Below are 26,717 nucleotides of genomic sequence, written 5' to 3'. Positions count from 1 at the left end.
GTCGGCGGCTGTAACCGAGTAAGCATTGAACGTAGGCCCCGAGGCACTCGAACATCCGGCAAGCAACGCGAGGCTCAGCGATAAACTCCATCCAGAAATCTGATTCATTATGTTCTCCGTACTGATTTTTTGTACGCCCGGTTCGGCGCACGGTCGGGTTGTCCGCACTTGAGCGAAGGCATCCACGCCCTACCATTGCATGGCCGCGCCCATCCCGAAGGTGGTGCCGCCGGGGCTCATGCCGACGCCTGCTTTCATCTTGACGTTCTCGGTGAGACGAGCGGTTCCGCCCAACGCCACGGCCTGATAGCCACGGAAGCCCGCCGTGCCGATGCCAAATGACAGGGTCTTGTCCTTGTCGACCTCCGGAATCATCGTCAATGCGGTCGCCGCGGCGATGCCGGAATAGGCATTGCGCGCGACCGAATTGATGCCGGATTGCAGTTGGTCCACGCGCTGGTCGGTATAGGCATTGGCTTGCGCCAGTCCGGCATTGAGCTGGTCCACGTTGACTGCGTCCGTCCCTTGCGTTCCCGCTGCCACGTTCGCCACCTGCCGGGTATCGTTAAGTGAGCCGACGGATACCACGTTGCTTCGCCCCCCGTCCGAGCTATTGGAACCCAGTGCCACCGAATTATTCCCACTCGCGGCCGCGCCGACTCCCACCGCTGTCGCGCCCGTCGCGCTGGCTTGCGAACTGTTGCCGACCGCCGTGCTATTGGAGCCTGATGCCGACGCGCCCTGCCCGCCCGCCGACGAATTCGAACCTGTGGACGCCGGTGGCGTCGGCGTGCCCGGCGAGGACGAGAAGCTGCCACCATTGTTGGTGGTCCTTTGGTTGATCAGCGTGGTCAACTGGGTCGACACCGAATCCAGTTGCGAGACGTTCACGGCGTCGGTACCGGCCTTGCCGGCCGCCACACCGGTGATCTGCCGATTACCGATGTTGAGCTCACCCGCGGACGACTGCGGACTGCTCAATCCATACGCGATGTAATTGCTCAACGGGCCAACCGTCGTCACCGATCCGGCACCCAGCGCAACGCTGTTTGCCATCGTCGCGCTCGCGCCGGCGCCCATTGCGATGGCATCGATGGCGCTGCTTTGCGCCCCCGAGCCGATCGCCACGCCGCCTGCGTTGGCGGCCTTTGCGTTCGCCCCTTGTGCGATCGACTGGGCGCCGCTTGCGATCGAGCCGCTGCCGAGCGCGATCGCGTCGGCCTGCGCCGCATTCGAGCTCTCGCCGATCGCAACGCCGCCCGGCGCCGTGGCATCGACGACGGCGCCGTTGCCGATGCCCACGCCGTTGTCACCGTTGACTACGGTCGTCGGTCCAACGGCAATCGATTGCGCGCCGACCGCCAGCGAATCCGCGGCCGTCGAGTTCGCATGAAAGTACATCTGTCCGGACACGGCGAACGACGACAGGGCGCCCGCAAGCTGTCTGATCGTGACGGCGTCCTGCGCCCGCGTGCCGTCCGCAACGTTAGTCAACTGGCGATAGGTGTTGCCGGTCGCGCTGCCGAAAGACACGGCGCCGAGCAAGGTTTGATCCGACGTGTTGAAGGGGATCGCATGGCTGCCGTTCGCAATCGAACCGATCCCGGACAGCACCGCGCGATCGGACACGGATCCCGAGCCGATCGCGACTCCGCCGGCCACCGAAGCGCTCGACAGCGCGCCTAATGCAAGCGCGTTGTTCGCCTGCGCGGCAGCGCCATTGCCGCCGGCAAAGCTGCTCACGCCAGCGGCCGTGGCCCCCACGCCCGCCGCCAATGCATTGACGCCGGTGGCGCCGTCGTTGTTGTAGTTGCCGCCTTGCGTGCCGCCGTCGTTGACGCTGTAGTAGTGCGTCTTGCTGGCCGTCACTACCCCGGCGAGGTTGTCGACCGCCTGATCCGTCGCATAAAGCTGCGAACCGTTCACGGCATCGGTACTCGCCGCGTTCAGCTGCCCGGCCGCCACGTTGGTCACCGTGCGCTCGTGACCCGCGCTACCCACGCTGACCGTGCTGGTCGGAGCAGTGCCGGCGTACGTGTAGGCCGTGCCGTTGATCGTGGCGCCGGTCGTTGCCACCGCCGCGGCCGTGATCGAGCCGCTGCCGAGCGCGACCGCATTGGCGTTATTCGCCACCGCGCCCTGCCCCAGCGCCGTGCTGTTGGCGCCGCCCGCCGTGGCAGCTACGCCGGCCGCCAGCGCATTGATACCGGTGGCGCCGTCGTCGGCGTAGTTGGCGCCCTGTGTACCGTTGTCGTTGACGCTGTAGTAATGCGTCTTGTTGGCGGTTACCGTCGCGGACAGACTGCTGACTGCCTGATCGGTTGCGTACAGTTGCGAACCGTTCACCGCGTCGGTGCTCGCCGCGTTCACCTGACCGGCCGCCACGTTGGTCACCGTGCGCTCGTGACCCGAGCTGCCCACGCTGACCGTGCTGGTCGGAGCCGCGCCTGCATAGGTGTAGGCCGTGCCGTTGATGGTGACACCCGGCGTGGCCACCGCCGCGGCTGTTGTTGAACCGCTGCCCAGCGCCACGCTATTGGCGAACGTCGAGCTGGCTCCGGCACCAAGCGCTACGGCGTCGGTTGCGCTGCTTTGCGCGCCGGAGCCGACTGCCACGCCGCCCTGGTTTGCGGCACTCGCGTTGGCGCCCTGCGCGATCGATTGCGCGCCGCTCGCTACCGCGCCGCTGCCGAGCGCCATTGCGTCGGCCGCGGCCGAATGCGATTGCTGGCCGATCGCGACCCCGCCGGGCGCGGTTGCATCGACCACCGCTCCGTTGCCGACACCTACGCCGTTGTCGCCGTTGACGACGGTCGTCGGTCCAACCGCGATCGACTGCGCGCCCACGGCCAGCGAATCGGCCGCTGTCGAATTCGCGTGGAAATAGTTCGTGCCGGTCACCGAAAACGACGACAACGCGCCCGCCAGTTGCCTGACGGTGACCGCGTCTTGCGCCTGCGTGCCGTCGGCCACGTTGGTCAACTGCCGGTAGGCGGTGCTGCTGCCGACGGACACTGCGCCGAGCAAAGTCTCATCGGAGGTATTGAACGGAATCGCGTGGGAACCGTTGGCAATCGATCCCGAACCGGGCAGAACCGTCCGATCCGAAACCGATCCGGAGCCGATCGCCACGCCGCCGACCACCGAAGCCGTCGCTTGCAGTCCGAATGCGGTTGCGTTGTTCGCCAGCGCCTGCGCACCGTTGCCCAGTGCCGTGCTGCTCGCGCCGGAAGCCAGAGCGCCGACACCCGCGGCCAGCGCGTTGACACCGGTGGCGCCGTCGTCGGCATAGTTGGCGCCCTGCGTGCCGCCGTCGTTGACACTGTAGTAGTGCGTCTTGTTGGCGGTCACCGTCGTGGCAAGTGCATCGACCGCCTGATCGGTCGCGTACAGTTGCGAGCCGTTCACCGCGTCGGTACTCGAAGCGTTCAACTGGCCTGCGGCAACATTCGTCACGGTGCGTTCGGCGCCCGCTTTGCCGACGCTGACTGTGCTCGCCGGCGTGGTGCCGGCAAACGTGTACGCGGTCCCATTGATCGTCGCGCCCGGCGTCCCCACCGCGGCGGCAGTCGTGCTTCCCGCCCCCAGAGCCACCGCGCCGGCGTTGGTCGCCGTGGCGCCGGAGCCGATCGCTACGCCTTGCGTCGCCGCGGCCGACACCGTTGCGGCGTCGCCGAACGCGACCGAACCGGCATTCTTCGCTTGCGATGCGTTGCCCAGTGCGAGCGCGCCCTGGCCGGTCGCGGTATTGGCATTGCCGAGCGCCACCGCGCCCTGGCCGTTGGACGTATTGTTCGCGCCCATGGTTATCGCGCCGGTCCCGATCGCCGAGTTCGGATCGCCGATAGCGACCGCGCCGTTACCGCTCGCGGTATTGCCCACGCCGATCGACACCGCCTTGCCGCCGGTGGCCGTTGCCGTCTGGCCGATCGCAATGGCGCCGGCCGTGTTCGCGATGGCACCGGTGCCCTGAGCGATCGAATCGCCACCCCTGGCTTGAGCACCGTTGCCCAACGCTATGTCGTTAGCGGTGGTCGGTGCGCCGTTTACGCCGGCCACCGCATTCAGGCCTTGGGCGATTGAATCGTTACCGTACGCATTGGCGACCGGTCCCACCGCGATCGCATCGGTGCCGGTAGGAACACTGTCAGCCAATACCGAATTGGTATGGAAATATTTGATCCCGCCGCCATTGTTGATGTTGGCAATCGCTGTGGTATTGGTCGACACCTGCTGGTTGGTGGCGAACAGCTGGGATCCATTCACCGCGTCCGTGCTTGTCGCGTTCAGTGCAGCCGGCGCCATGTTGGTGATGGTCACCGGAGATCCGGCTCCCGCCCCGCCGGTCGCACCGAGCGTGATCTTCGTTCCGCCCGCCGCGTCGTACTTCACCGCGATATTGGCGGTGTTGTCGATATTCGTATTCAGCGCGGTCAACGCACCGGCAACCGTCGTCTGCGGGTTGGGTCCGCTTACGGCTCCGGTAGCGCTGACGGAGTTGACTGGCTGGCTAAAGCCGGTGATATCGCCGGTTGTCGCGCTATAGCTGGCGCCGCCGCCCAATGTGCCGGCCGTCGAGGCACCGAGATTATTAACGCCGGTCACAACCGTGCTCAGTTGCGAGCCGTTGATCGCGTCGGTGCTGGTAGCCGAAATCACACCCGCTGCCACGTTCTGCAGTTGCCGCTCCTTGCCAGCCGAGCCGACCGACACCACGCCATTGGCCGCGTTAGCGATGCCCGCCGCCGTGCCGCCGTAAAGCGCAGTGGTGCCCGTATGTGGCGCTGCGGTCGTACTGCCCGCGCCCAACGCGACGTCGTTCGCGTTGCTGGTTGATGCGCCGGCACCGAGTGCAATCGCATGGGTCTGGTTGGCCACCGCCGAATCGCCGAACGCCAGCGCGCTCGCGCCGTTCGCGGTACTCGCGTTGCCCAGCGCGACCGCGCCTTGACCGTTGGCAGTATTGCCGTTGCCCTGCGCTACCGCGCCGTCGCCCGTGGCGGTATTGTTCGCGCCCACGGCGACCGCGCCATTGCCGCTCGCGCTATTCGGATCGCCAATCGCGACTGCGCCGTTGCCGCTCGCGGTCTGCGCCTGACCCAGCGCGACTGCGCCCGTCCCGCCGAGCACCTGGGAGTTATGGCCGCCGGCGAACGAACCCGCGCCGGCGGCCGCGGCGACGCTGCTGCCGTCGCCGATCGCAACCGTGGAGGCGGCAAGCGCTCTTGCCGCATTGCCGATGGCGGAAGCATTAGCCGCGTTTGCCGTTGCGGAGGTACCCACGGCGAGGGCATCTGTGTTGGCGCCCGTCAGCGCCGAATCGCCTATCGCGATGGACGAGGAACCCGCCGAGCTCGCGCCGGAGCCGATCGCAATGGCGCGAATGCCCGACGCCGCGGCGCCTGCCACCGTCGCCGGGGTAGACGCGCCGCCTTCTGCAACGGTATCGGATGACCCCAACGCTATCGAATTGGCACCGGTGGCTTGTGAGCCGTTCATCATGCCGAGCGCGTTGAGCCCTGAGGCGGCGGCGCCCGCTCCCAAAGCCACGGCATTCTGTGCCGTCGCTTTGGACACTGTGCCGGCGGCGAGTGAAGAGGGACCGGACGCAGTCACGTCCGTGCCGACACCAATCGCTCCGGCCGCCGTTGCGCCGGTGCCGGCGACAGAACGCGGTCCGAGATAGACGGCGTTGAGTCCGCTGGCGATGGACTGGAAGCCGACAGCAACAGCATGCGTGCCGGAAGCCGCAGCGGTATAGCCCACGCCGACGGCGGCGGGTCCGCTGGCCACGGCCTGGAAGCCAATCGCCGCGGCATAATCCGCATTCGAGGTGACGTCCGTGCCGATGGCGATGGAGGCCGTACCGGTCGAGCCGGTGCCCGCCGCAGTGCGCGCGCCCAGATAAAGGGCGTTTGCACCGGTGGCGCTGGCTCCCGAACCAACGGCTATACCGTTGGTCTGGGAGCCTGTGGCTCCGCTGCCCAATGCGACCACGCCCGAGGCGGCAGCGTTGGCACTCGAGCCCATGGCAACGCTGTTGTCGCCGGTTGCTTTCGCCAACGGGCCGACAGCGGTAGACACATTCCCGCTAGAAACGCTGTCCAAGCCAATGCCAATGGCCGACGTTCCGCTAGCGACGACATCCGTTCCGATGCCAATCGCCGACTGCGCCGTCGCGCCGGTGCCCGCAGCCGTACGCGCGCCCATATAGATTGCGTTGGTCGCACTCGCAATGGCCTGAAAGCCAAAAGACAAGGCATTCAGTCCCGTACTGTTGGCGCCATAACCTACCGCTGTGGCTCCGCCTCCAGAGGCAGTGGACTGAAAGCCCACGCACGTGGTGCTGCCGCTATAAAAGTTGTACGGTGCCGCCGAGCAGCTCGCCTGCGCTTGCGCCTGCGCGGCCCATCCCCCGAAACCCATTAGCAACAGCACGGTGACGACACGCGCTCCCGAACCTTGCGACGCCGCAGAACCCTGCTCGCCGCTGCGTGCGTCGCATATGGAAGCAGCCGCTCCCGACTTTCCCTTGCCGCGCGATACGTCCAGCTCCGACGCGGCTACGAAGGCGCCTAACGCGTTGTTCCAGATGGTCCGATATGCTTTGTTCATGCCGTTGCCTCACGAGGAATTGAAGTTCGAAGTTCACAAAACGCGAGCGTGTGCATGCACCCGATTTATTCAGGATGCCTATTCATGATTTACAAACCGTCTCGTAGCGGCACGAGGTGCTTCAGCGTTGGACCGGTTGCGAACCGCCCTCACTCCCGGCGAACCACGAATCTTGAGCGCGAGCGAATACCACGCCTGCGATGCGATTCGCATGACTAAGTAAAGAGTGAAGTTCGGTCAGATGGCCAGTTTTTGAGGTGCTGGCCGCTGAGACGTTTGACGAATGTCTGGGTTAGGAAGGTCCGAACGGTAGACGCAGAGGAAAGGCGATCACATGGTGGAACGCCAATTGCCGGCCAGGCCTTAGTCCTTTCTTTGCCGAGCCAGTGCCCGACTCTGTTCCGACTGGGTTACTCATCGTTACCGCCCCCTCAGTAGCCTGCTGCAAAACGCTTCCTCGGCCGTGGCATGGCAACCTGCCCTTGCGCCCGCTACACGGACCGTTTTTTCTTTCTCGCAACGCATTGAGCACTATGTGAGACGAAGCTCCCGCGCTATTCGCATTGGATGCGGTGGCTCCCTCTATTTGAATCGAGTAATAAAAGGAAAGATGAGTGCCCGCGCGAACTCTCTCATAGGTCTTTTCATTTGTCTACAAAAAGCCTATGGCGATATTCAGGTGCTGCGGAATCAACAATTAAATTCCATTAACCCTACTCGCGACCCCGGAAATTGGTCAGGGTTTCCTGACATCAATTTCAGGATATCCGTAATTTTTTCTTAATTTTTTTACGTCGGTTTTCAGCTAGCAATACGCAAAAAAATGCAAGACAACTGGTGAAGAAATAGGAGTCCGTTCGGTCCGTTTCGTCGAACACCTCGATTTCTTCCATATCTGCCCGCGACTGCCGATCTGCTTTCCGTATCACCGACAGCGGAACCAGTTTGGCCCGCATAATTGCCGACCGCCGCGCCAATGACTGATTTTCCGGGAGCCGGCGCTTGCGGAAGCATCGAGAGCGCATCCGCCGGGGCCGAACCAGCGTTCGCGTCACGGCGGTATTTCTGCACATCGTCACGGATGCTGTTAACCGCGCTATTCATCTGGCGCACGTCGACAGCGTCGGTCGGAGCCGTACCGTCTGCAACGTTGGTAATCTGACGCGCAGCACCCGGCGCACCGACCGAAACCGTATTGTCCCGGTCTGCGACTGAATTTGCACCCAAGACAACCGAATCCGTGCCTGTCGGGTCTGCAACCGTACCATTCGAGCCGGATGTCGAAATCCTGTCGGCCGTAGTGGTGATGGACGTCAGATTGCGATCCGCGCAAGCCAAGCCGCACTGAAATGTGGCCGGCAGATGGGCCAGCGATGTTATATGCGATCAAACATTGCTACGCATGGCTACAGGAAGTGTTGCCTCTTCACGACGCAGCGGGTCGCACAAAAGACGGCGAAACTATTACAAAACCCTAAATCTGGCAAATAATACTGATTTGTTCTGCGAGGCATTACGATTCGATTTCGTTTCCTGAAACGTTTGCTCCTTATCGGCTAAAAAGCCATACGAATGCAACAACCCTCGTTTTTCAGGTTAATTGATCACGGACAAAAGGCGCGCCCACCACGCGCCAAGGCCGGAAATTCGTGCGGTGCAGTACAACGGTTAAAACGGCGCCGGCACTTTCGTTTTCCCCTATGAGGTCAACGACTGCTGCGCGACCGCAGCACGGAGGTCAGCATGGCGACGGCAAAAGACATTCCCACGATCGGTCTCGCCCTCCAGGGCGGCGGCGCGCACGCGGCGTTCACGTGGGGCGTGCTCGACCGCCTGCTCGACGAAGTCGGGCGCGGAACGCTGTCGATTCTCGCGATCAGCGGCGCGAGCGGCGGAGCGCTCAACGCCGCGGCCTGCACGTACGGCCTGAGCAGAAGTCCCACCGACGCCAAACGGGCGCTCGAACAACTCTGGACGCTGGTCGGCGGTGCGTCGAAATGGCAGCCGTTCTACAACTTCCCCACGAATCTTCTGAACTCTCCCGAGCGCTGGAATGTGGATCTCAATCCGGTGGTGCTCGCGCAAAGCATGCTCGAGCCGCTCAGTTCGCCGTACGCCATGCCGTGGCTGACCAATTCGCTCGGCTCCATCATGGAAACGGTGATTCCGGATTTCGGGGTCGTCAATCACCCGAAAGACGCCGTGCCCCATCTCTACGTGGCGGCGACCAACGTCAACCTGACCGCGCTGCGCATCTTCGGTCCCGGCGAAATTTCGGCGAAAACGCTGATGGCCTCAGCCTGCTTCCCCACACTCTTCGAGGCGGTGAAAATCGACGACGAGTTCTATTGGGACGGCGGCTATCTGGCCAACCCGGCGCTCGCACCGCTCGTCAAATGGGCCGACGACATCCTGAGCGTTCTCATCGATCCGCTCCGCACGAAGCGTGGGCCGCCTGAACGCCCCAGCGAGATCAACAACCGGATCAACGAAATCAGCTTCGGCGCATCGTGGGTCGCGGAAGTTCGTCAGATCCAGCTGATCAACGAACTCGTCGCCGAAAATCCCGGCCTTCAGCACCACGGAAAGCCTTACTCGCCCAAGCGCTTTCACGTGATTCGCGCCGACCGCTTCATGGACGAGATCGGCGCGGCATCGAAGAGCACGCCCTCCATCGAATTTTTCCGCGCCTTGCGCGAGGCGGGCCATGCGACGGCCGACACCTGGGTGCGCGATTGTCTGCCGAGCGTCGGCAAGACTTCAACTTTCGATCTCGACAAGCTCGTGAAGAAACGCGTCAAAGGGACGCCCGATGCAATGCGCGCCGTTCAGCAGGCCGAGGGTGAAACGCCTTGATGCGCCTTATCTGATCGAGCCGGATGAAGACGGCTCGTTTTCGCGTCGGAACTTTGCTGCGTAGCGCTGTGAGCAGGCCAAGGTGCGACGGCATAGGCGGCCCTTTTCAACGCCAGCACACAAAAGCCGGCGCCGGGTTTGACCCGCGCGCCGGCTTTATCGCCTGTCGATCAGCAAGGAAAGTCGCGAACTCAGGTTTCGAGTTTCGCGTCCATCGTGATCGTGGCGTTCAATACTTTCGACACCGGGCAGCCGGCCTTGGCGTCGGCGGTCGCTTTATCGAAAGCGGCTTTGTCGCCGCCGGGAATTTTCGCGGCTACGTCGAGATGCACCGCGGTGATTGAGAAACCGCCGCCGTCCTTGTCGAGCGTGACGGTGGCCGTCGTCCCGATGCGTTCGGGCGTAATGCCGGCCTTGCCCAGTTCCGCCGATAGCGCCATGGAGAAACACCCCGCATGCGCAGCCGCAATCAGCTCTTCCGGATTGGTGCCGATGCCGTCCGCGAAGCGTGTCGAAAACGAGTATTGGGTCTCCTTGAGGACGCCGCTGTCGGTGGAAATCGAGCCCTTGCCGTCTTGCAGGCCGCCTTGCCAGACTGCTGATGCCTTGCGCTTCATCGCTCTCTCCTGTTTGTGCCTGCTTCGCGCGCTGCACGACCGGATCTGATGCCTGCCGCAACGATCCCGCCCGGGTGGTTTGCGGTTTCGGCATCGGTCGAGAGTGTCGCGCGGCGTCGCCGGCGCGGGCGTGGACCGAACTCCATCATAGGCGCTTCCGTGTGCCAGCGTCGTGACGCTGCGGCGATTGGTCAAACAGAAGCCTATCAGGAGCCGCCCGCTCCGAAGTTGCCCCTCGCAGCGCGCGCGCAACTGCACAACGGCGCCGCCATGCCGCCCGCCTATTCGGCGAACGGCAAGCTCTCCTGCCCGAGCGCGCGCATGCCGAAGACGTTCAGCGTCATGGCCACCAACGCGTAATAGCCGAGCAGGCCTACCAGGTTGATGACCACCTGATGTCCGAAGCGTTCGACCGCTTTCGCATAGATTGCGTCCGAAACGCGCTTGGTGTCGTACAGCTCGCTCGCGAAGTCGTGGATCAACGCGTCGTCGGCGTCCGCGAAATCCGGGCGCTCTCCTTCGCGAATCGTCTCTGCGTCCGCTTCGGAGACGCCCGCCTGCAGCGCGATCGGGTAGTGGATGTACCACTCCGCCTGCGCCTGCCAGCGCGCGGCGGTCACGAGAATCGCCAGCTCCGACAGGCGCAGCGGCAAACCCGTCCGATAGCGGCAGAACGCGCCCAGACGTTGCGCCTGCTGCGCCAGCTCCGGACTATGAATCCAGCCGAGAAACGGCCCGTTCAGATTGCCGCGCGGGCCGGACAGAATTTCGTCGAGCACCACTTTCTGTTCGGGCGTGGCGGCGGACGGGTCGAAGTGAGGCAAACGCTCGGTCATGATCGCTCTCTTGATTGGTGGTGTCGGAATGCTCAAACGGCGGCGAGCGCGCCGCCGACCGCATCCGTGAACCGGCTGACGATCTCGTCGATGTCGCGCTCGGTGCAGATGAACGGCGGCGCCAGCAGCACATGATCGCCGATCCGGCCGTCGACGGTGCCGCCCATCGGATATACCATCAGACCACGCGCGAACGCCTCGCGCCGGATTGCGGCGTGCAGCTTGAGGCGGGCGTCGAACGGCGTTTTGCCGGCACGGTCCTTGACCAGCTCGACACCGACGAACAACCCCCGGCCGCGGACGTCGCCGATATGCGGATGCTGTGCGTAATGCTCGCGCAGCCGTCCGCGCAGTTGTTCACCGCGGGCGAGCACATTCGCCAGCAGATTGTCATCCGCGATCACGCGCTGCACTTCGAGCGCCGCGGCGCAGGCGGTGGCGTGACCGATATAGGTATGGCCATGCTGAAAGAACCCCGAGCCGCCGACAATCGTCTGATAAATCCGGTCGCTCACGAGCGTCGCGCCGATGGGCTGATAGCCCGCGCCAAGCCCTTTGGCGATGGTCAGGATGTCCGGCGCCACGCCGTCTTCGTCGCAGGCGTACAGGTAGCCGGTGCGGCCCATGCCCGACATGATCTCGTCGAGAATCAGCAGCACGCCGTAGCGATCGCACACCGCGCGAATCTTGCGGAAATATTCGCGCACCGGCGGCACCGCGCCGGCGGTCGCGCCGACCACTGTTTCCGCGACGAAGGCGGCGACCGTATCCGCGCCGAGTTCGAGAATCTTCTGCTCGAGTTCGTCGGCGAGACGCTGCGCGAAGGCCTCTTCGGTTTCGCCGGCGCGCTGCTCGCGGTACGCGTAACACGGACTCACGTGATGCGCTTCGATCAGAATCGGCAGGAACGGCTCGCGTCGCCACGCATTGCCGCCTATCGCCAGCGCGCCGAGCGTGTTGCCGTGATAACTCTGCCGACGCGCGATGAAATGGCGGCGCTGCGGCTCGCCCTTCTCCACGAAGTACTGGCGTGCGAGTTTCAGCGCCGCCTCGATCGCCTCCGAACCGCCCGAGACGAAATACACGTGTTCGAGCCCCTGCGGTGCGCTCGCCACCAGCCGATCGGCGAGTTCTTCGGCAGGCGCGGTGGTGAAGAACGACGTGTGCGCATACGGCAACTGTTGCGACTGTCGTTTGATCGCGTCGATCACGCGCTGGTTGCTATGACCGAGACAGGAAACGGCGGCGCCGCCGGACGCGTCGATATAGCGCTTGCCGGTGGAATCGATGATCTCGATGCCGTCGCCCGCGACGGCAACCGGCAGCGACTGTTTAGGCGAACGATGAAAAACGGTGGACATGGTGTTCGGTTTCCTGTGATGACGGCAAGCGCTTATGCGCCGGCTCGTGCAGACGCCGCGCGGGCGATGAAGGTGTCGAATGCGCACTGCCCCTGCCGGAAAACTTTCATCGACACACCAGCATCGTCGATGTCGAAGAGCGCGGTGGCGAGTGTGTTTTCGTCGTCCGGATCGCGCGGGTCGTCGCGGTAGATCGGCAGGCCCGAAGGCGCGCGATCGTGCAAGACGTCGAGCAAGGCGGCGGGTTGCAACGGGCGCGCGACGGTGGGCAACAAGGCATCCACGCGCAATTGACGGTCACGCGACGAATCCGTGACGATTTGCGCTTCGGCCTCGCAGCCTGGATGAATCATGTGGTTCGCGTGGCCGCTGAGATTCGCCACCGGTTGCACGGAACACCGCCGCGCAGTGGCTTCCACGCTGAAGAGGCGCGCGTCGCCCGCGCAGCCGAGCGTGTGGTGAAAGCCGCTCGCGGCCGGCGTGTTGCGCAGAATGTGCAACGCTTCATCGAGCGAAGCGGCATCGAGTACGGCCCGCGCGAGGATCATGCGCGGCACGCCGGCGACCGGCGTGCGAATGCGCAAATTGTTGATCGCCTGCACGATACCGGCGCGGCTCGCGGCGAAGGTGTGGCCCGGCAGCGATCCGGGGTAATAGAAACTCACGAAGCCGGGTTGGCCGGTCGGCTGCACCTCGACAAGCGCACAACGCTCGCGCAGAAACGGATCGCCGTCTTCGTTATGCGCGATGAAGCGCGTGTCGCCAACGACCGCCGCCAGCGTGGTGCAACCGTCCGGCGCGTTGTGGATCAGTTCGCCGCGGCAGTTCCAGAGAAACACATCTTCCGCCGACCAGCCAAGGCCCGCCGCCATCCCATCGAGCTCGGCGAGCAACGCCGGGAAATGCGCTTGCGTTGCATCGCGCAGTGCCTGCACGAACGCAGTGCCGCGCCAGCGCCGAACCGCCTGCCATGCGCTGCTCTGATTCATGTAGTCGGCGAAAACCGGCCGCGCCAGTTCACCTAGCCGGTAGCCTATGTCATACGGCTTACCGCTCACCTGCACAAGATTCAAACCCTGCTTCGAGGTCACCATCGCACCCATTCAACAATCGGTACGTATTTATACTTTAAAACAACATTTGTTGTCAAACCAGGCCATATTTATCCAGATTGAGCGGTCCCGCATTCACGCGAGACCTCGGCCCGATCAGACGGGAATGTTCAAGGCACGTACGCGCCCTTCGCGTGCAGCGACTGTTCCGCGATGGCGAGCTGTTCGACCGCATCCGCGCCTTCCAGCGCGAGCAGATGCGCGACCAGCGACTCGGCCAACGCCGTGGCCGCCACCAGCGATGGAAAGAACGAGGGACTCTCGTGCGAAAAGATCAGCACCTTGTCGGCGTTCAAGGCGATCGGCGAGACGGCGCTGTCGGTAATGGCAATCAGCTTGCTGCCCTTTTCCAGCGCAGCTTCGGCTACGCGCGCGGCTTCCACCGAATACGGCGCGAAACTGATCACGATGGTTGCGCTGTCACGTTCGACGGAGCGCAGTTGCATTTCCAGCGTGCCGGCCTCGCCGTTGAGCAGAGACACCGAGGACCGAAAGAGCCGGTAACCGTACACGAGACCGAACGCGACCGAGTAACAGGAGCGGAAGCCGGCCACATGCACATGCGGCGCACGCCGCAGCAGACGCGCCGCTTCAACGATCACACGGCCGTTATGCGCGGCGGTGACCTCGAGGTTGTGCTGCTGCGCGACCAGCAGATCGTTCGCCAGAGCGTCTTTCGATTTGACGAGCGAACGCGCGCGGGTCGTGAGCGGTTCGGGCCGCGTGCGCACGCGCGCGACGAACAGGTTGCGCAATTCGTTCCAGCCGGGGAAACCGAGTTGCTGCGACAGGCGCACCAGCGAAGCCGGTTGCACCTGCGCTCTTTCCGCCACTTTGCGCATGGAGGAGACCGCGACCTCGTCGGGATGATCGAGCAGGAAACCCGCTCCCATCTGGAACTGCGGACTCAGTTCGGAAAAGCGCGCCCGGATCAGGGCGGCGAGCTGGTCGAAACTGTCTGGCATGCGGAGGTACCGGGCGAACGGTCGATAAGGATGACAACAAATGTTACCACCCGGCACCTCGCATCCAACAGCGGTTCCGATACGCTTCGCGTGCTTTCAGTGCCTGTTTAAAGAAGCGCGACCACCCGCACGTCGCCCTGCTCCGCCGAGGCCACGACCTTATCGCCGATGCGGCGGAATGTGATCGACACCGAGGCGTCGCCCACCCGCAGGTCGCCCACTTCGAGCCAGTCGATGCCTTCGGGCAGCATGGGCTGCTCGATCACCACTTCGCGCCGCTCGGCGTCGATCGTGATGCCCAGACACGCTTCGAGCATCATGAACGGCGAGCCCGCTGCCCATGCCTGCGGCAGACAGGCGACCGGATACGCGGTGGGCGGCTCGCCGCGCCGCCGTGGGAAGCCGCAAAAGAGTTCAGGCAGGCGCATGTCGAAGTTGACCGCCGCCTGGAACAGCGCCTGCAACAGCCGCACGGCCGCCGCTTTGCCGCCGTAGCGCGACAGGCCGCGCGCGCAGAGCGCGTTGTCGTGCGGCCAGACCGAGCCGTTGTGATACGCCATGGGGTTGAAACGCGACTGGCTCGCGGCCAGCGTGCGCACGCCCCAGCCGGTGTGGAAGAGCGTGGAGTCGAGCGCGCGCACCACCGCTTCGCCGCGCTCGCGCGAAGGCAAACCGAAGGCCAGCAGGTGTCCCGCATTCGAGGCCATCACGCGGCACAGTTCGCCGTGGCCGTCGAGCGCGATGCCGTAGAAGCCGGCCTCTTCCATCCAGTACTTTTCTTCGACGCACTGACGAATTTTCTTCGCGCGCTCGCTGTATTGCGCCGCCGCGTCATGCAGGCCGCGCAGCTTCGCGAAGTGCGCCATGGTGTCGAAGGCGGCACTCGCATAGGCCTGCACTTCGACGAGCGCAATCGGGCCGTCGGGGAAGTGGCCGTCGGCGTGAAAGACGGAGTCGTGGCTGTCTTTCCAGCCTTGATTCGCGAGACCGCCGTCGGACTCGCGCTGATAGTCCAGCAGGCCGTAGCGGTTCTTGTCGCACACGCCCATGACCCACTGCGCCGCGCGCTCCAGCGCCGGCCACAATTCGTCGATCAACGCGAGGTCGCCCGTGCGGGCTGCATAAGCGCCGGCCAGCACGATGAACAACGGCGTGGTGTCGACCCCGCCGTAATACAACGCGAACGGCACTTCGCCGGTGGCCGCCATTTCGCCCTTGCGCATCTCATGCATGATCTTGCCGGGCGCGGCATCGCGAAACGGCGAGTTCTCGCGCGCCTGATGTTCGGCGAGAAAGCGCAACACGCCCGCGGCCAACTGCGGCTGCAGCCACAGCGTTTGAAGCGACGTGATCACGGCGTCGCGGCCGAACGGCGTGGAGAACCACGGAATGCCGGCGTACGGATACGGGCCGGTCACGAGGTCGGTGGTCAGCAGGCCGAGATCGGCGAGCGAGCGGTCGATCCACGCATTGAAAAGCGGATTGCTCGAACGCACGCGCGCGGTAACGCGGCGACGCTCGCGCATCACGAGGTGGGCGTCGACGAGCGCGGCGCGCACAGCCGCGCGGCCGACGCGCGGACGCTCGGCGTCGATCTGCGACAGATGCGCTTCGCTCATCGCGTGTGTGGGCTGCGAAACGCCGGCAATCGGCTTGTCCGTCTGCGCGACGACCTGCACCGCCACCGACAGATAGATCGACACGCACGCCTGGGCCGGCAGCTTGACGGTGTAGTCGGCGCGGTCGGCGAAAAGCTTGTCCGGTTCCGGCGAGAAAGCGATCCGCACATTGCGCGCCACGTCGTCGAGGCCGACGTAGCCGAGCAGCACCTCGCCGTGCTCGACGCGCGCCGGTTCGACACGGCCCTGCTTGTCGCGCTTCAGGCCGCGCACTTCGAACATGTCGCGGAAGTCGCTCGCGAACGAGATGGACAGCGGCACCACGGCGTCGCTCGTGCCGTAGTTGGTCAGTTCGATGGCTTCGTTGAGCACGGTGCCCGACAGCACCCGCACGCGCTCGACGTGGATCACGCCCTCAGGCGTGCTATCGCCGCCGAGCGGCGGCAACGGCCGGTTGGTCAGATGTGCCGTAAACGACGTGTTGTCGCTGCTCACGCTGCCCGACAACAGCGAAGGCGCGCGTCCGCCGAAAGTGAGGCGCAGTTGCGAGAGAACACGTGTGTCGTTGACGAACAGGCCGTCGTCATGGCCGGTGATATCGCCAAGCGGATCGTTGACGATGAAGGTGTCGCCCGACTTCAGCACATGCTGAGTGGCGCTCGCCACATTGAGGTTTTCTGTCGGGATGAATGCGCCGTCCGGCTCGGGTTCGCGGTGATCGATTCCGCCCGAAAGGCCGCCGAGGGCTTCTGGCTGCTGCATCAGGGTCACTCCTATGGGTTCGCTGCTGCGTTCACGCTGTTGCGTTCGGTCTACATCCGGTTGCTGTCTGAGTCGCTTCCGATTGTAGAGGGTCTGTCCGCGTCAGACGAACTTATCACAGGAGAGTTGCGGTTTTTTTTCAGTGGCACAGGACGTGCAGAGGAAGGGCGCGGCGCTCCTCGTGAGAGCGCCGCGCGGGCGTGAGGCGGGTGAGCGCCCCGACGCTTTAGCGCCCGGCCAGCGGCGCGGCTTCGCGTTGCGTTTCGCCGACGAAAAGCTGACGCGGACGGCCGATTTTCTGTTCCGGATCGGCGATCATTTCGTTCCACTGCGCAATCCAGCCGACCGTGCGCGCCATCGCGAAGATGCACGTGAACATGGCTGTCGGAATGCCCAGCGCGCGCTGCACGATACCCGAGTAGAAGTCGACGTTCGGGTACAGCTTGCGCGACACGAAGTATTCATCTTCCAGCGCGATCTTTTCGAGCGCCATGGCGAGCTTGAACAGCGGATCGTCGTGCAGACCCAGCTCTTCCAGCACTTCGTGGCAGGTCTCGCGCATCAGTTTCGCGCGCGGATCGTAGTTCTTGTAGACGCGGTGACCGAAGCCCATCAGCTTCACGCCGGAATCCTTGTCCTTCACCTTCGCGATGAATTCGGGGATGTTGTTGACCGAGCCGATTTCTTCCAGCATGTTCAGCGCAGCTTCGTTCGCGCCGCCATGCGCCGGGCCCCACAAACATGCGATACCGGCCGCGATACATGCGAACGGGTTCGCGCCCGACGAACCGGCGAGACGCACGGTCGAGGTCGATGCATTCTGCTCGTGATCCGCATGCAGGATCAGGATGCGGTCCAGCGCGCGCACCAGCACGTCGTTGACCTTGTACTCTTCCGCCGGGTTCGAGAACATCATGCGCATGAAGTTCGCGCTATACGACAGGTCGTTCTTCGGATAAACGAACGGCTGACCCACGGTGTACTTGTACGCCATCGCGACCAGCGTCGGCAGCTTCGCGATCATGCGGATAGCGGAGATATCGCGGTGCAGCGGATTGCTGATGTCGAGCGAGTCGTGATAGAACGCCGACAACGCGCCGACCGCGGCGACCAGAATCGCCATGGGGTGCGCGTCGCGACGGAAACCGCGGAAGAAGAAGTGCATCTGGTCGTGCACCATCGTGTGCTGCGTGACGGTCCGGGCGAACTCTTGCTTCTGCTGCGCGTTCGGCAATTCGCCCTTCAGCAGCAGGTAGCAGGTTTCGAGGAAGTCGGCGTTCTGCGCCAGATTGTCGATCGGATAACCGCGGTACAGCAGCTCGCCTTTGTCGCCGTCGATATAGGTGATTTCGGAGTTGCATGCCGCCGTCGACATGAAGCCCGGGTCGTACGTGAACTTGCCGGTCTGGCCGTATAGCTTGCGAATGTCGATAACATCCGGTCCGAGCGTGCCCTGATAAATCGGCAAATCAATAGTCTGGTCGCTGTCGGAAAAGCTCAGCGTTGCGTGTGTCTTCGAGTTCATCTACACGTTCCTTTTACTTTCACATCGCACACGTGCCGGCATGCTCGATCGTCAGAAACGCATTGGCATGCTCAGGCTCCGCTCGGCATTTTAAGGTCCGGCGCCCCCCCCGATTGCGACGAATGACCGCAACAATGCATCTCGGCTGGCGCAACATTCGTTGCTGGCATGTCCTCCTGCAAAGGCTGGATACCGCGGGGAACCGGTCGCGCCGCACCTGTACCCACACCCACTGCCAGCAAAATGAAAGCTGAGCACTTACTGCAACAATGTTTTGCGGCAGTCAGGCTGCGAAGGCAAGAGGGCATCTGCGATACTGCATTCGTGTTTTGCTTCCCCTGCGAACACATCGCTGTGTTTGGCCCGCCGTCCTGCGGCGGGCCTTTTTAATCAGCCAGAAGAACAGGAAGGACTTTATGAACGCCTCGCTCGAAACGCTGTTTCCGGATCACGTCCACACCGACGAGAACATCGTCACCGCGCTGAATCACCAGGACATCGTCGTCGCGCTCTCAGCAGCGCTGAAAACGCAGGACGTGGCCGTGTTGCATATGCTCTACCCGCGTACCGACGCGCGCACCCATCGCAGTCTCGATGCGCTCGTGGATGTGCTGCACGGACATGGCCTGCATGAGGTCGCGGATCTGATCGCGCAGGAAGCGCACTATCTGCTGTTCAAAGACCCCGTGAAAGCGTGGAAAGCGTTCCACGAAATTCGCAACGACTCGCTCGCGATCGGCGTGCATCTGTACTATCACGGACTGGTTGGCGAAGCGGCGGAACGCGCGCTCGATAAAGACGCGCATCGCAAGGCATGAGGTCGAGCGTTTGAGGTGTTGCCGGGATCGAGCCAGCCCGCGGATCATCGCCGCGAGCCACCCGGCGCGGCGTCGCCGTGCATTGATTGCACGTTTATTACGCGCTCATTGCGGTTATTGCGTCCATTGCGCGCTCACTGACCGAATGAATTCGTCGACGTAGCGATTGAACGCCGATGGGTGCGCGAGGTTCATTCCGTGCGACGCACCGCGCACTGTTGCGCGGCGCGCATCCGGCAGCCAGTTTTGCAGCGCGGCCGCCGTGCGGCGAAACATATCGGGACTTTTCTCGCCGTCGATCAACAGCACCGGACAGCGCACCTCGGCGGCCTGCTCGGGAACATAGGCGGGCAACGGATCACGGAATTGACGAGCCAGCGTGTGCGCATTGTCGGTCGCCATCCGGCGGAAACCCGGCGTGCTCATCGCCCAGAATCCGGGCCGGCTGACCGAATCGACGAACAGTTGCAGACCGGCCTCCACATCCCCGCTTTCGATCAGTTGCACCGCTTTCGCGCGCAACGCATTGACCGTTTCCGGCAGACTCGCGGGCGTCCGTCCGGCAATCTGCAACGGACCACCCGGGTCGGCGAGCGTCAACGTCCGCACGTGTTCAGGATGGCGCCGCGCGAAATGAAACACGACGCAACCGCCGCGCGAATGTCCCACCACATGGGCCGGCCCAACGCCGAAGCGCTCGATGAATTCCGCCACTTCGTTCGCGTGCTGGCTCCAGCTGAACGGCAGGCCGGGCTCGGTATCGGCCGCCGGCCAGTAGTGCGTGAGACTCACCGCGACACAACGGTAGTGCGTCGACAGGCCCGAGAGTTGCGGTTGCCAGTAGCGGTAGTCGCACAACGAACCGTGCACGAACAACAGCAACTCACCCTCGCCGGCTTCCACGTAAGGCATGCGCAAACCGCTTCGCAGTTCGATGAAAGATGCCGAAGAAGGCGAAGCGCACACAGATCGATTCACCAGTAGGTAGGGACAGCGCGGCAAGCGCCGCGTGCAAAATCATTCGTAAGCGAATTCGTCCAGCAGACCGGCGGTGGCCGCCGTGCCCGCGCCGCGCACCGCGCAGGTGAGCGGTTCATCGGCGACGCGCACGTCGAGGCCGATTTCGTCCGTCAGGCGGCGGCTCAGGTTGCCGAGCAGCGCACCGCCGCCCGTCAGCACGATACCGCTGTTGGCGATGTCGGTCACCAGTTCGGCCGGCGCTTCTTCGAGCCCGCGCTTGACCGCGCCGATCATCTGACGCAGAGGTCCCTCGATCGCATCGGCGATATCGTGGTTGCTCAGTTGAACCGTGCGCGGCAAGCCGTCGTCGACGCTACGGCCGGTCGCGTTCATATGCTCGCGCGGCACGTCGCGCATGGCCGAGCCGATGTTTTTCTTGACGTGCTCAGCGGTCTGCTCGCCGAGCAGCACGCCATACAGATTGCGCACGTAGCTCACGATCGCCATGTCGAAGCTGTCGCCGCCCACGCGGATCGAGCCGGAATACGCCATGCCGCCGAGGGCGATCACGCCGACTTCCGTCGTGCCGCCGCCGATATCGACCACCATCGAACCGGTCGCCTCCGACACCGGCAAACCCGCGCCGACCGCCGACGCCAGCGATTCGCCGATCAGACTCACCTTCCACGCGCCGGCCGCCACGGCCGCTTCCTTGATCGCGCGGCGCTCGACCTGGGTCGCGCCGGCCGGCACGCACAGCGTGAACGCGGCGCGCCGGCTGAACAGCGGCCGCGGGCGCGCCATTTCGACGAATTGCTTGATCATGTGTTCGGCGGCGGAGAAGTTGGCGATCACGCCGTGACGCATCGGCCGCACCGCTTCGAGATTGGTCGGCGCGCGGCCCAGCATCTGGCGCGCCTGGGTGCCGACCGCGGCGACGCGTTTTGGCCGGTCGGCGGTATCTTTCTGGAAGCATACGACGGACGGCTGATTCAGCACGATGCCGCCGTCGTCGGTATAGATCAGAGTGTTGGCCGTGCCGAGGTCCACCGTCACGGATTGACGGAACAGGCGATCGAAAAGCGGGTAATGCGGCGTCGGTCTGGCCATAGGAAGGCTCTGATGTGTCGTTATCCGCCCGTACCGGGCAGTCTGGAAAATGCGCCCCCGGTCACCCGAGCCGCTTGGGCCGCCCTGTCGGGCGTCCCGCGATCCGCGCGGCGGGGGTGATTTTCATACTTATGAGCAGTTAACGGCAAGCGGTTCAGAATCTTTAGCCGTGCGACAAAGCGCCCAACGCGTGTTCGAGCGCCTCCTGGCCGAGCGCGACGCCGTCGGCGTTGATCGTGTGGCCAATGCCGGGCAGCGCATAGGCGTCGACGGTATAGCCGGCGCCGTTGAAGGCGTCGGCGGCGGATTCGAGTTCCTGTACCGGGATCACTTCGTCGTCCTCGCCGTGGATCAGCGTGAGCGCCGTGCCGTTTTGCGCGACGATCACCGAGGCGAGCCGCCCGGAATACGCGACCACGCCGGCCGCGCCTTCCGCGGTGGTCGCCACATGGTGCATCGCCATGATCGAGCCTTGCGAGAATCCGACCAGCGCCAGGCGCCCGAACGACACCTGCCAGTGCGCGAGTTCGGTTTCGAGCATGCGTCGCAACGCCGGATAGGCCGCGGCGACGCGCGCCTCGCGATTGCCTTCGTTGACGTCGCGCAGACTGAACCACTGGCGTCCGCCGAAGCCGCCGTCGAAGGCGTCGGTGCCGTCGAGCGAAGTGAAGGCCACATCGGGCAGGCTCTCGCTCCAGATGTCCGCCAGCGGCATCAGATCGCGCGCATTGCTGCCGACGCCATGCATCAGCACCACCAGCCCTTTGGCAGGCGCGCTCGCCGGCGCGCGCCGCCAGCCGTGTTCGAATTGCTCCCAGGCCATATTCGCTCCCTTTCTCTCTTGATTCGTGGATGGTCGTCCCGCATGCGTGAACGCGCGGCGTCGTCATGTCATGTATAGCGCCGTGCGCTGCGTGCAGCCTCAGTCGCGAGCATACGCTGCCGGATTTGTTTTCGCCCTCGCCTTTGCACGCGCCGATGACGTCCAAACGTGAATGCAGGTATGCTTTTGCGAGCATTCAGCGGACCTGCGGCCTGGCGCTTCGCGCGGGCATGCAATACGACGTCGCCGCGGTTGTCCGCGGCACACCGACCCGGAGAACCGTTTGAGCCAGCCCACTCCAGCGCCCGCCGCGGCGCCGCCCGCACCACCGCCGCCGCTGAAGGGCGGCCAGCTGGTGCTGGCCACGATTGCCGTCGCGCTCGCCACCTTCATGAACGTGCTGGACACGTCGATCGCGAACGTTGCGATTCCAACCATTTCCGGCAACCTCGGCGTTTCGGTCGATGAAGGCACGTGGGTCATCACGGTGTTCGCCGCAGCCAATGCCGTGTCGATTCCCCTTACCGGCTGGCTCACGCAGCGCATCGGCCAGGTGAAGCTGTTCGTCGGCGCGATCCTGATGTTCGTGCTGGCATCGTGGTTGTGCGGCATTGCGCCGACGCTGCCGATCCTGCTGCTCGCGCGGATCTTCCAGGGCGCCGTGGCCGGCCCGCTGATTCCGCTGTCGCAAGCCATTCTGCTTGGCTCGTATCCGAAGGAAAAATCCTCGACCGCGCTCGCCTTGTGGGCGATGACCGCGACCGTCGGCCCGATTGCGGGCCCGGCGCTCGGCGGCTGGATCACGGATAGTTACAGCTGGTCGTGGATCTTCTACATCAACATTCCGGTCGGCATTTTCGCGGCCGGCGTCACGTGGATGATCTACCGCACCCGCGAATCGCCGACCCGCAAGCCGCCCATCGATGTGGTCGGGCTCGGCCTGCTGATCACGTGGGTCGCCTCGCTGCAGATCATGCTGGATAAGGGCAAGGATCTCGACTGGTTCTCGTCGCCGGTGATCGTGATTCTCGGCGTTACCGCGCTTATCAGCTTCGCATTCTTCCTCGTGTGGGAATTGACCGAGGAACATCCGATCGTCGATTTGCGGCTGTTTCAGCAGCGCAATTTTCTCGGCGGCACGATTGCGATTTCCGTCGCGTATGGCGTGTTCTTCGGCAACCTCGTGCTGCTCCCGCAATGGATGCAGGAGTATCTGAATTACCGTTCCATCGACGCCGGTCTCGTGACCGCGCCGCTCGGCATATTCGCGGTGATCCTCGCGCCGGTGATGGGCCGCGTGTTGCCGCGCTCGGACGCGCGCGTGATCGCCACGCTGGCGTTTGTCGGCTTCGCGATCGTGTTTTACATGCGCTCGAAGTATGTGATCGAGATCGACACGTGGCATCTCGTGCTGCCGACTCTGCTGCAAGGCATTCCGATGGCGCTGTTCTTCGTGCCGCTGACCGCGATCATCCTGTCCGGCCAGCCGCCAAACAAGATTCCCGCGGCGGCGGGTCTGTCTAATTTCGCCCGCGTATTTTGCGGTGCGGTGGGCACTTCGATCGCCGGCAACGAATGGAACAACCGCACGGTGCTGCATCACGCGCGGCTTACCGAGCAGGCCTCCATCAATAATCCGACGTTCAATCAGCAGATCGATTCGACCCAGTCGCTGCTGCATCTGAATTCGCAATCGGCCCATGCGTTATTCGATTTCAGCGTGAACACGCAGGCGGCCATGATGGGCCTGAACGATATCTTCTTCGTCTCGGCGGTCATCTTCATTCTGATCATTCCGCTGATCTGGATTACGCGGCCGGCCAAGGGCGGCGGTGGCCCGGACGCGGCCGGCGCGCATTGAGCGCGACGGTATTTTTAACGCCGACTCGCGCACCCTGTTACCGCGGGCGGCGGCGACGCGTTAGCGGAAATAACGCGCGGGCGTGTCGCCAAACGCGTCCCGAAACACCGCAATGAACGACGACACGTCGCTGTAGCCCACCTCGAGCGCCACCTGCGTGACGCTCGCGCCGGCACCCAGGCGTTCCAATGCGACCAGCAGGCGAAGTTGCTGACGCCACTGTCCGAAGGTTTGTCCCGTTTCCTTGACGAACAGGCGCGCCGCCGTGCGGGCCGTTACGCCGGCGGCTGCGGCCAGGTCTTCGAGTACCGCGGCGTCGGCCGGATTGGCGCTCAATGCGTCCGCGATCCGCTGGGCGCGTTGATCGCGCGGCCAGTTCAACCCTAACGGCGCAGTGCGCAGACCCGGCAGCCGGTCCAGCAACACCTGCACGAGACGCTCGGCCGGTTCATCGAGCGGTTGATCGCGCGGCAGACGGGCCGCGGCGATCAGCAACGCCGTGACCAGCGGGTCGGGCACGACGGCGCCGCTGTGCGGCGGAAGCGGCGCGGCGTCCGCCATGACAAAGAGCGAATGAAATTCGACGGGATGGACGGCGGACAAGCGGTGCAGCAAACCTGCGGGCATCCAGACCGCGTGACCCGGCGGTACGACCCAGCGCTCGGTTTCGGTGCGCACGATCAGCACCCCGGCGCTCGCGTGGATCAGCCGCGCGCGACGATAGGCGCCCAAGGGTTCGTCCAGCGTCTCGTACCGCTCGCCGGTCACGAAGACCGGTTGCTCGACGCCGTCTGGATCAAAAGTCTCCCTCATGGAGTCCGTTTTGCCCGGTTGTTGCGAGAAAGGCAGCAAGATTAGCATAGCCGGTTGAGGCGCTCGCCTAACGTCGCTCGCGCCGGATTGCGGCGCACGGCGACGTGCCGCACGAGCATTTCGCTCCGGCTTGCCAGTAGAATTGCGGCTCCAACGGTCCGAGCCCAATGAACTACGCATCCATCCTCGAACAGATCCGCGGCGATCTGCAGCCTTATCTGGGCGCCGGCAAGGTGGCCGATTACATTCCCGAACTCGCCACGGTGCCCGCCGACAGTTTCGGCATGGCGATCGTCACGGTATCCGGTGAAGTCTTTCGCACCGGCGACGCCGACACGCGCTTTTCCATTCAGAGTATTTCCAAGCTGTTCGCCTGCACGCTCGCGTTCCAGTTGCTCGGCGACGCGCTGTGGGAACGCGTCGGCCGGGAGCCGTCGGGCACCGCGTTCAATTCGCTCGTCCAGCTTGAAAGCGAGCGCGGCAAGCCGCGCAATCCGTTCATCAACGCGGGCGCGCTGGTCGTGACCGATGTGCTGTGCCGCCGCTTTGTGCAGGCCGAGACGGCGCTAGTCGAATTCATGCGACGGCTGACAGGCGAAACGAGCATCGACTACGATTCGCGCGTCGCTCAGTCGGAGTTGCAGCACGCCCACCGCAACCGCGCGATGGCGCACTTCATGGCGAGCTTCGGCAACATGGAGATGCCGCCGGAAGTGGTGGTCGATGCTTATTGCCGTCAATGCGCGATCTCGATGAGTTGCGTCGAGCTGGCGAAGGCCGCGCTGTTCCTGACCAATCACGGCGTGGCGCCGGCCACCGGTGAACGGATTCTCGACACGAGTTCGGCCAAGCGCCTTTCCGCGTTGATGCTGACCTGCGGCACCTACGACGCGGCGGGCGATTTCGTCTACCGGGTCGGCTTGCCGGCGAAAAGCGGCGTGGGCGGAGGGATCGTCGCCGTGCTGCCGGGCGAGATGGCGGCGTGCGTGTGGTCGCCGGCGCTGGATAGCAACGGCAACTCGGCGGCGGGGGTGCTGGCGTTGGAATGGTTGACGACTTATACGGGGCAGTCGATTTTTTGAGTGTTGCCGCCGTGGCGGGGCGCGCGGCGCTCGCCACGCCGCCTATGGCGACCTACCCCACCCGCGCCACCAATTCCGCCAGCACGGTCTCGTAAGCGGTCGCTCCAACCACCCGCTCATTCATCCCGTCCTCGAAATCGATCCACCCCGAGTTGAACCCATCGATCATCTCGATACGCGGCGCCGGCCACGCCGTGCCTTGCGTCTCGAACAACGCTTCCCACTGATCGCGCGGCACCGCCTGCGCCTTCACCGACCGCCCCAGCACGCCGCCGAGCAGCGCGGCGATCTCATGCTGCGTGTAGCGCTGCGGGCCCTCAATCTCGATCACGCGACGGCCCTGCCACGACTGCGTCAGCGTGCCGGCGATCACGCGGCCGATATCCGCGGTGGCGACCATCGGATACGCGCGCTCGAGTGGTTGCAGAAAGCTCGGCATCGCACCCGTGTCGCGGGCCGGGGCGATATCCCATAGCGAATTTTCCATGAACCACGCGGGCCGCAGGATCGCCGTCGGAACCGGCAGGCCGGCAAGCGCCGCCTCGAGAATATGCACCTGCGTAATCAGGCCGAGGCCGGACTCGCGCTGCCCGCCAATCGACGACAACGCCGCGACGCGTTCCGGCCGCGCCGCCGTCAGCGCCTGCTTCAGCACCGCCGCGGCCTCGTGGGCGTTCGGATACCCCGGCTGCGGCGCAAAGTTCGGCGCCACCATCACGAAGACACCCGCCGTGCCGCGGAACGCGGCGGTGAGCGCGTCGGCGTCTTCGAACGAGGCAATCGCCACGTCGGCGCCGCGCTTCGCCCACTGTTGCGCCTTGCTCTCGTCGCGCAGTACGGCGCGCACGGCATGCCCCGCGTCCAATAGCGCGCGTGCCGCCGCGCCGCCAACCTGCCCTGTCACACCGGTAATTGCAAACATGTTTGTCGCTCCTCGATTACGGCCCGTGCCGCGCTGAGAGGCATTCTCGGTGTTTCCGAT

18 protein-coding genes and 1 pseudogene are annotated in these 26,717 nt (G+C 64.3%); 4 read left to right on the top strand and 15 right to left on the bottom strand.

From position 1 onward, the window contains the following. Positions 1-189: 189 nt before the first annotated feature. The 3 genes and pseudogenes from B0G80_RS26885 to B0G80_RS48250 all read right to left on the bottom strand — a co-directional run. Positions 190-6,615, bottom strand: a complete 6,426-nt coding sequence (locus tag B0G80_RS26885; protein ID WP_116121026.1) for an ESPR-type extended signal peptide-containing protein — start codon at positions 6,613-6,615, stop codon at positions 190-192. A 758-nt stretch (positions 6,616-7,373) separates the two neighbouring features. Then, positions 7,374-7,670, bottom strand: a complete 297-nt coding sequence (locus tag B0G80_RS48255) for a hypothetical protein (RefSeq protein WP_258879273.1) — start codon at positions 7,668-7,670, stop codon at positions 7,374-7,376. Between the two features lie 52 nt (positions 7,671-7,722). Continuing rightward, a pseudogene (locus tag B0G80_RS48250) lies at positions 7,723-7,842 on the bottom strand (hemagglutinin); the annotation flags it as partial. A gap of 516 nt (positions 7,843-8,358) precedes the next feature. Here B0G80_RS48250 and B0G80_RS26875 point away from each other — a divergent pair. Continuing rightward, the gene (locus tag B0G80_RS26875; RefSeq protein WP_116121024.1) at positions 8,359-9,471 is read left to right on the top strand and encodes a patatin-like phospholipase family protein; all 1,113 of its coding nucleotides are present in this window, start codon (positions 8,359-8,361) and stop codon (positions 9,469-9,471) included. Between the two features lie 191 nt (positions 9,472-9,662). Here the strand turns inward: B0G80_RS26875 and B0G80_RS26870 are convergent, their stop codons facing one another. From B0G80_RS26870 to gltA, 7 genes are all read right to left on the bottom strand, one after another. After that, positions 9,663-10,088 (bottom strand): OsmC family protein, encoded by a 426-nt coding sequence (locus B0G80_RS26870; protein ID WP_116121022.1) that lies wholly within the window; start codon positions 10,086-10,088, stop codon positions 9,663-9,665. Positions 10,089-10,369: 281 nt separating this feature from the next. Further along, complete coding sequence (locus B0G80_RS26865; protein ID WP_116121021.1) at positions 10,370-10,924, bottom strand: carboxymuconolactone decarboxylase family protein; 555 nt, start codon at positions 10,922-10,924, stop codon at positions 10,370-10,372. Positions 10,925-10,956: 32 nt separating this feature from the next. After that, the gene (locus tag B0G80_RS26860) at positions 10,957-12,285 is read right to left on the bottom strand and encodes an aspartate aminotransferase family protein (protein ID WP_116121019.1); all 1,329 of its coding nucleotides are present in this window, start codon (positions 12,283-12,285) and stop codon (positions 10,957-10,959) included. A gap of 32 nt (positions 12,286-12,317) precedes the next feature. Beyond that, on the bottom strand, positions 12,318-13,379 hold the full coding sequence (locus B0G80_RS26855; protein ID WP_116123726.1) for a C45 family peptidase: 1,062 nt from the start codon (positions 13,377-13,379) through the stop codon (positions 12,318-12,320). A gap of 128 nt (positions 13,380-13,507) precedes the next feature. Further along, positions 13,508-14,362, bottom strand: a complete 855-nt coding sequence (locus tag B0G80_RS26850) for a MurR/RpiR family transcriptional regulator (RefSeq protein ID WP_116121017.1) — start codon at positions 14,360-14,362, stop codon at positions 13,508-13,510. A 107-nt stretch (positions 14,363-14,469) separates the two neighbouring features. Then, positions 14,470-16,743, bottom strand: coding sequence for an amylo-alpha-1,6-glucosidase (locus B0G80_RS26845; protein WP_116121015.1), 2,274 nt, complete (start codon positions 16,741-16,743; stop codon positions 14,470-14,472). A 226-nt stretch (positions 16,744-16,969) separates the two neighbouring features. After that, positions 16,970-18,268, bottom strand: a complete 1,299-nt coding sequence (gene gltA / locus B0G80_RS26840) for a citrate synthase (protein WP_116121013.1) — start codon at positions 18,266-18,268, stop codon at positions 16,970-16,972. A gap of 416 nt (positions 18,269-18,684) precedes the next feature. On the opposite strand from gltA, the gene B0G80_RS26835 reads away from it, so the two are divergent. Continuing rightward, the gene (locus B0G80_RS26835) at positions 18,685-19,086 is read left to right on the top strand and encodes a hypothetical protein (protein WP_012427389.1); all 402 of its coding nucleotides are present in this window, start codon (positions 18,685-18,687) and stop codon (positions 19,084-19,086) included. A 114-nt stretch (positions 19,087-19,200) separates the two neighbouring features. Here B0G80_RS26835 and B0G80_RS26830 read toward each other — a convergent pair whose 3' ends face one another. The 3 genes from B0G80_RS26830 to B0G80_RS26820 all read right to left on the bottom strand — a co-directional run bounded on the left by B0G80_RS26830 (position 19,201) and on the right by B0G80_RS26820 (position 21,979). Next, positions 19,201-19,998, bottom strand: a complete 798-nt coding sequence (locus B0G80_RS26830; protein WP_116121011.1) for an alpha/beta fold hydrolase — start codon at positions 19,996-19,998, stop codon at positions 19,201-19,203. 105 nt (positions 19,999-20,103) lie between these two features. Continuing rightward, positions 20,104-21,156, bottom strand: coding sequence for a rod shape-determining protein (locus B0G80_RS26825; protein WP_106277624.1), 1,053 nt, complete (start codon positions 21,154-21,156; stop codon positions 20,104-20,106). A 163-nt stretch (positions 21,157-21,319) separates the two neighbouring features. Beyond that, positions 21,320-21,979, bottom strand: coding sequence for an alpha/beta hydrolase (locus B0G80_RS26820; protein ID WP_116121009.1), 660 nt, complete (start codon positions 21,977-21,979; stop codon positions 21,320-21,322). A gap of 283 nt (positions 21,980-22,262) precedes the next feature. On the opposite strand from B0G80_RS26820, the gene B0G80_RS26815 reads away from it, so the two are divergent. After that, on the top strand, positions 22,263-23,840 hold the full coding sequence (locus B0G80_RS26815; protein ID WP_106277621.1) for a DHA2 family efflux MFS transporter permease subunit: 1,578 nt from the start codon (positions 22,263-22,265) through the stop codon (positions 23,838-23,840). Positions 23,841-23,900: 60 nt separating this feature from the next. On the opposite strand, the gene B0G80_RS26810 is transcribed toward B0G80_RS26815, so the two are convergent. Continuing rightward, the gene (locus B0G80_RS26810; RefSeq protein ID WP_116123725.1) at positions 23,901-24,653 is read right to left on the bottom strand and encodes a helix-turn-helix domain-containing protein; all 753 of its coding nucleotides are present in this window, start codon (positions 24,651-24,653) and stop codon (positions 23,901-23,903) included. Between the two features lie 167 nt (positions 24,654-24,820). Here B0G80_RS26810 and B0G80_RS26805 point away from each other — a divergent pair, with 167 nt between their 5' ends. Further along, positions 24,821-25,735, top strand: a complete 915-nt coding sequence (locus B0G80_RS26805) for a glutaminase (RefSeq protein ID WP_116121007.1) — start codon at positions 24,821-24,823, stop codon at positions 25,733-25,735. A gap of 52 nt (positions 25,736-25,787) precedes the next feature. On the opposite strand, the gene B0G80_RS26800 is transcribed toward B0G80_RS26805, so the two are convergent. Next, on the bottom strand, positions 25,788-26,657 hold the full coding sequence (locus tag B0G80_RS26800; protein ID WP_116121005.1) for an NmrA family NAD(P)-binding protein: 870 nt from the start codon (positions 26,655-26,657) through the stop codon (positions 25,788-25,790). Between the last annotated feature and the right edge of the window lie 60 nt (positions 26,658-26,717).

This window comes from Paraburkholderia sp. BL6669N2, from assembly GCF_003387275.1.
In the GTDB taxonomy this organism is placed as follows: Bacteria; Pseudomonadota; Gammaproteobacteria; order Burkholderiales; family Burkholderiaceae; genus Paraburkholderia.
This window is presented reverse-complemented; position numbering and strand designations above follow the sequence as displayed.

What these genes read in the sequence shown, in the direction of transcription:
- B0G80_RS26885 (WP_116121026.1), bottom strand. Translation starts at nt 6,615, where the DNA reads ATGAACAAAGCATATCGGACCATCTGGAACAACGCGTTAGGCGCCTTC.
- B0G80_RS26875 (WP_116121024.1), top strand. Translation starts at nt 8,359, where the DNA reads ATGGCGACGGCAAAAGACATTCCCACGATCGGTCTCGCCCTCCAGGGC.
- B0G80_RS26870 (WP_116121022.1), bottom strand. Translation starts at nt 10,088, where the DNA reads ATGAAGCGCAAGGCATCAGCAGTCTGGCAAGGCGGCCTGCAAGACGGC.
- B0G80_RS26865 (WP_116121021.1), bottom strand. Translation starts at nt 10,924, where the DNA reads ATGACCGAGCGTTTGCCTCACTTCGACCCGTCCGCCGCCACGCCCGAA.
- B0G80_RS26860 (WP_116121019.1), bottom strand. Translation starts at nt 12,285, where the DNA reads ATGTCCACCGTTTTTCATCGTTCGCCTAAACAGTCGCTGCCGGTTGCC.
- B0G80_RS26855 (WP_116123726.1), bottom strand. Translation starts at nt 13,379, where the DNA reads ATGGTGACCTCGAAGCAGGGTTTGAATCTTGTGCAGGTGAGCGGTAAG.
- B0G80_RS26850 (WP_116121017.1), bottom strand. Translation starts at nt 14,362, where the DNA reads ATGCCAGACAGTTTCGACCAGCTCGCCGCCCTGATCCGGGCGCGCTTT.
- B0G80_RS26845 (WP_116121015.1), bottom strand. Translation starts at nt 16,743, where the DNA reads ATGCAGCAGCCAGAAGCCCTCGGCGGCCTTTCGGGCGGAATCGATCAC.
- gltA (WP_116121013.1), bottom strand. Translation starts at nt 18,268, where the DNA reads ATGAACTCGAAGACACACGCAACGCTGAGCTTTTCCGACAGCGACCAG.
- B0G80_RS26835 (WP_012427389.1), top strand. Translation starts at nt 18,685, where the DNA reads ATGAACGCCTCGCTCGAAACGCTGTTTCCGGATCACGTCCACACCGAC.
- B0G80_RS26830 (WP_116121011.1), bottom strand. Translation starts at nt 19,998, where the DNA reads ATGCCTTACGTGGAAGCCGGCGAGGGTGAGTTGCTGTTGTTCGTGCAC.
- B0G80_RS26825 (WP_106277624.1), bottom strand. Translation starts at nt 21,156, where the DNA reads ATGGCCAGACCGACGCCGCATTACCCGCTTTTCGATCGCCTGTTCCGT.
- B0G80_RS26820 (WP_116121009.1), bottom strand. Translation starts at nt 21,979, where the DNA reads ATGGCCTGGGAGCAATTCGAACACGGCTGGCGGCGCGCGCCGGCGAGC.
- B0G80_RS26810 (WP_116123725.1), bottom strand. Translation starts at nt 24,653, where the DNA reads ATGAGGGAGACTTTTGATCCAGACGGCGTCGAGCAACCGGTCTTCGTG.
- B0G80_RS26805 (WP_116121007.1), top strand. Translation starts at nt 24,821, where the DNA reads ATGAACTACGCATCCATCCTCGAACAGATCCGCGGCGATCTGCAGCCT.
- B0G80_RS26800 (WP_116121005.1), bottom strand. Translation starts at nt 26,657, where the DNA reads ATGTTTGCAATTACCGGTGTGACAGGGCAGGTTGGCGGCGCGGCGGCA.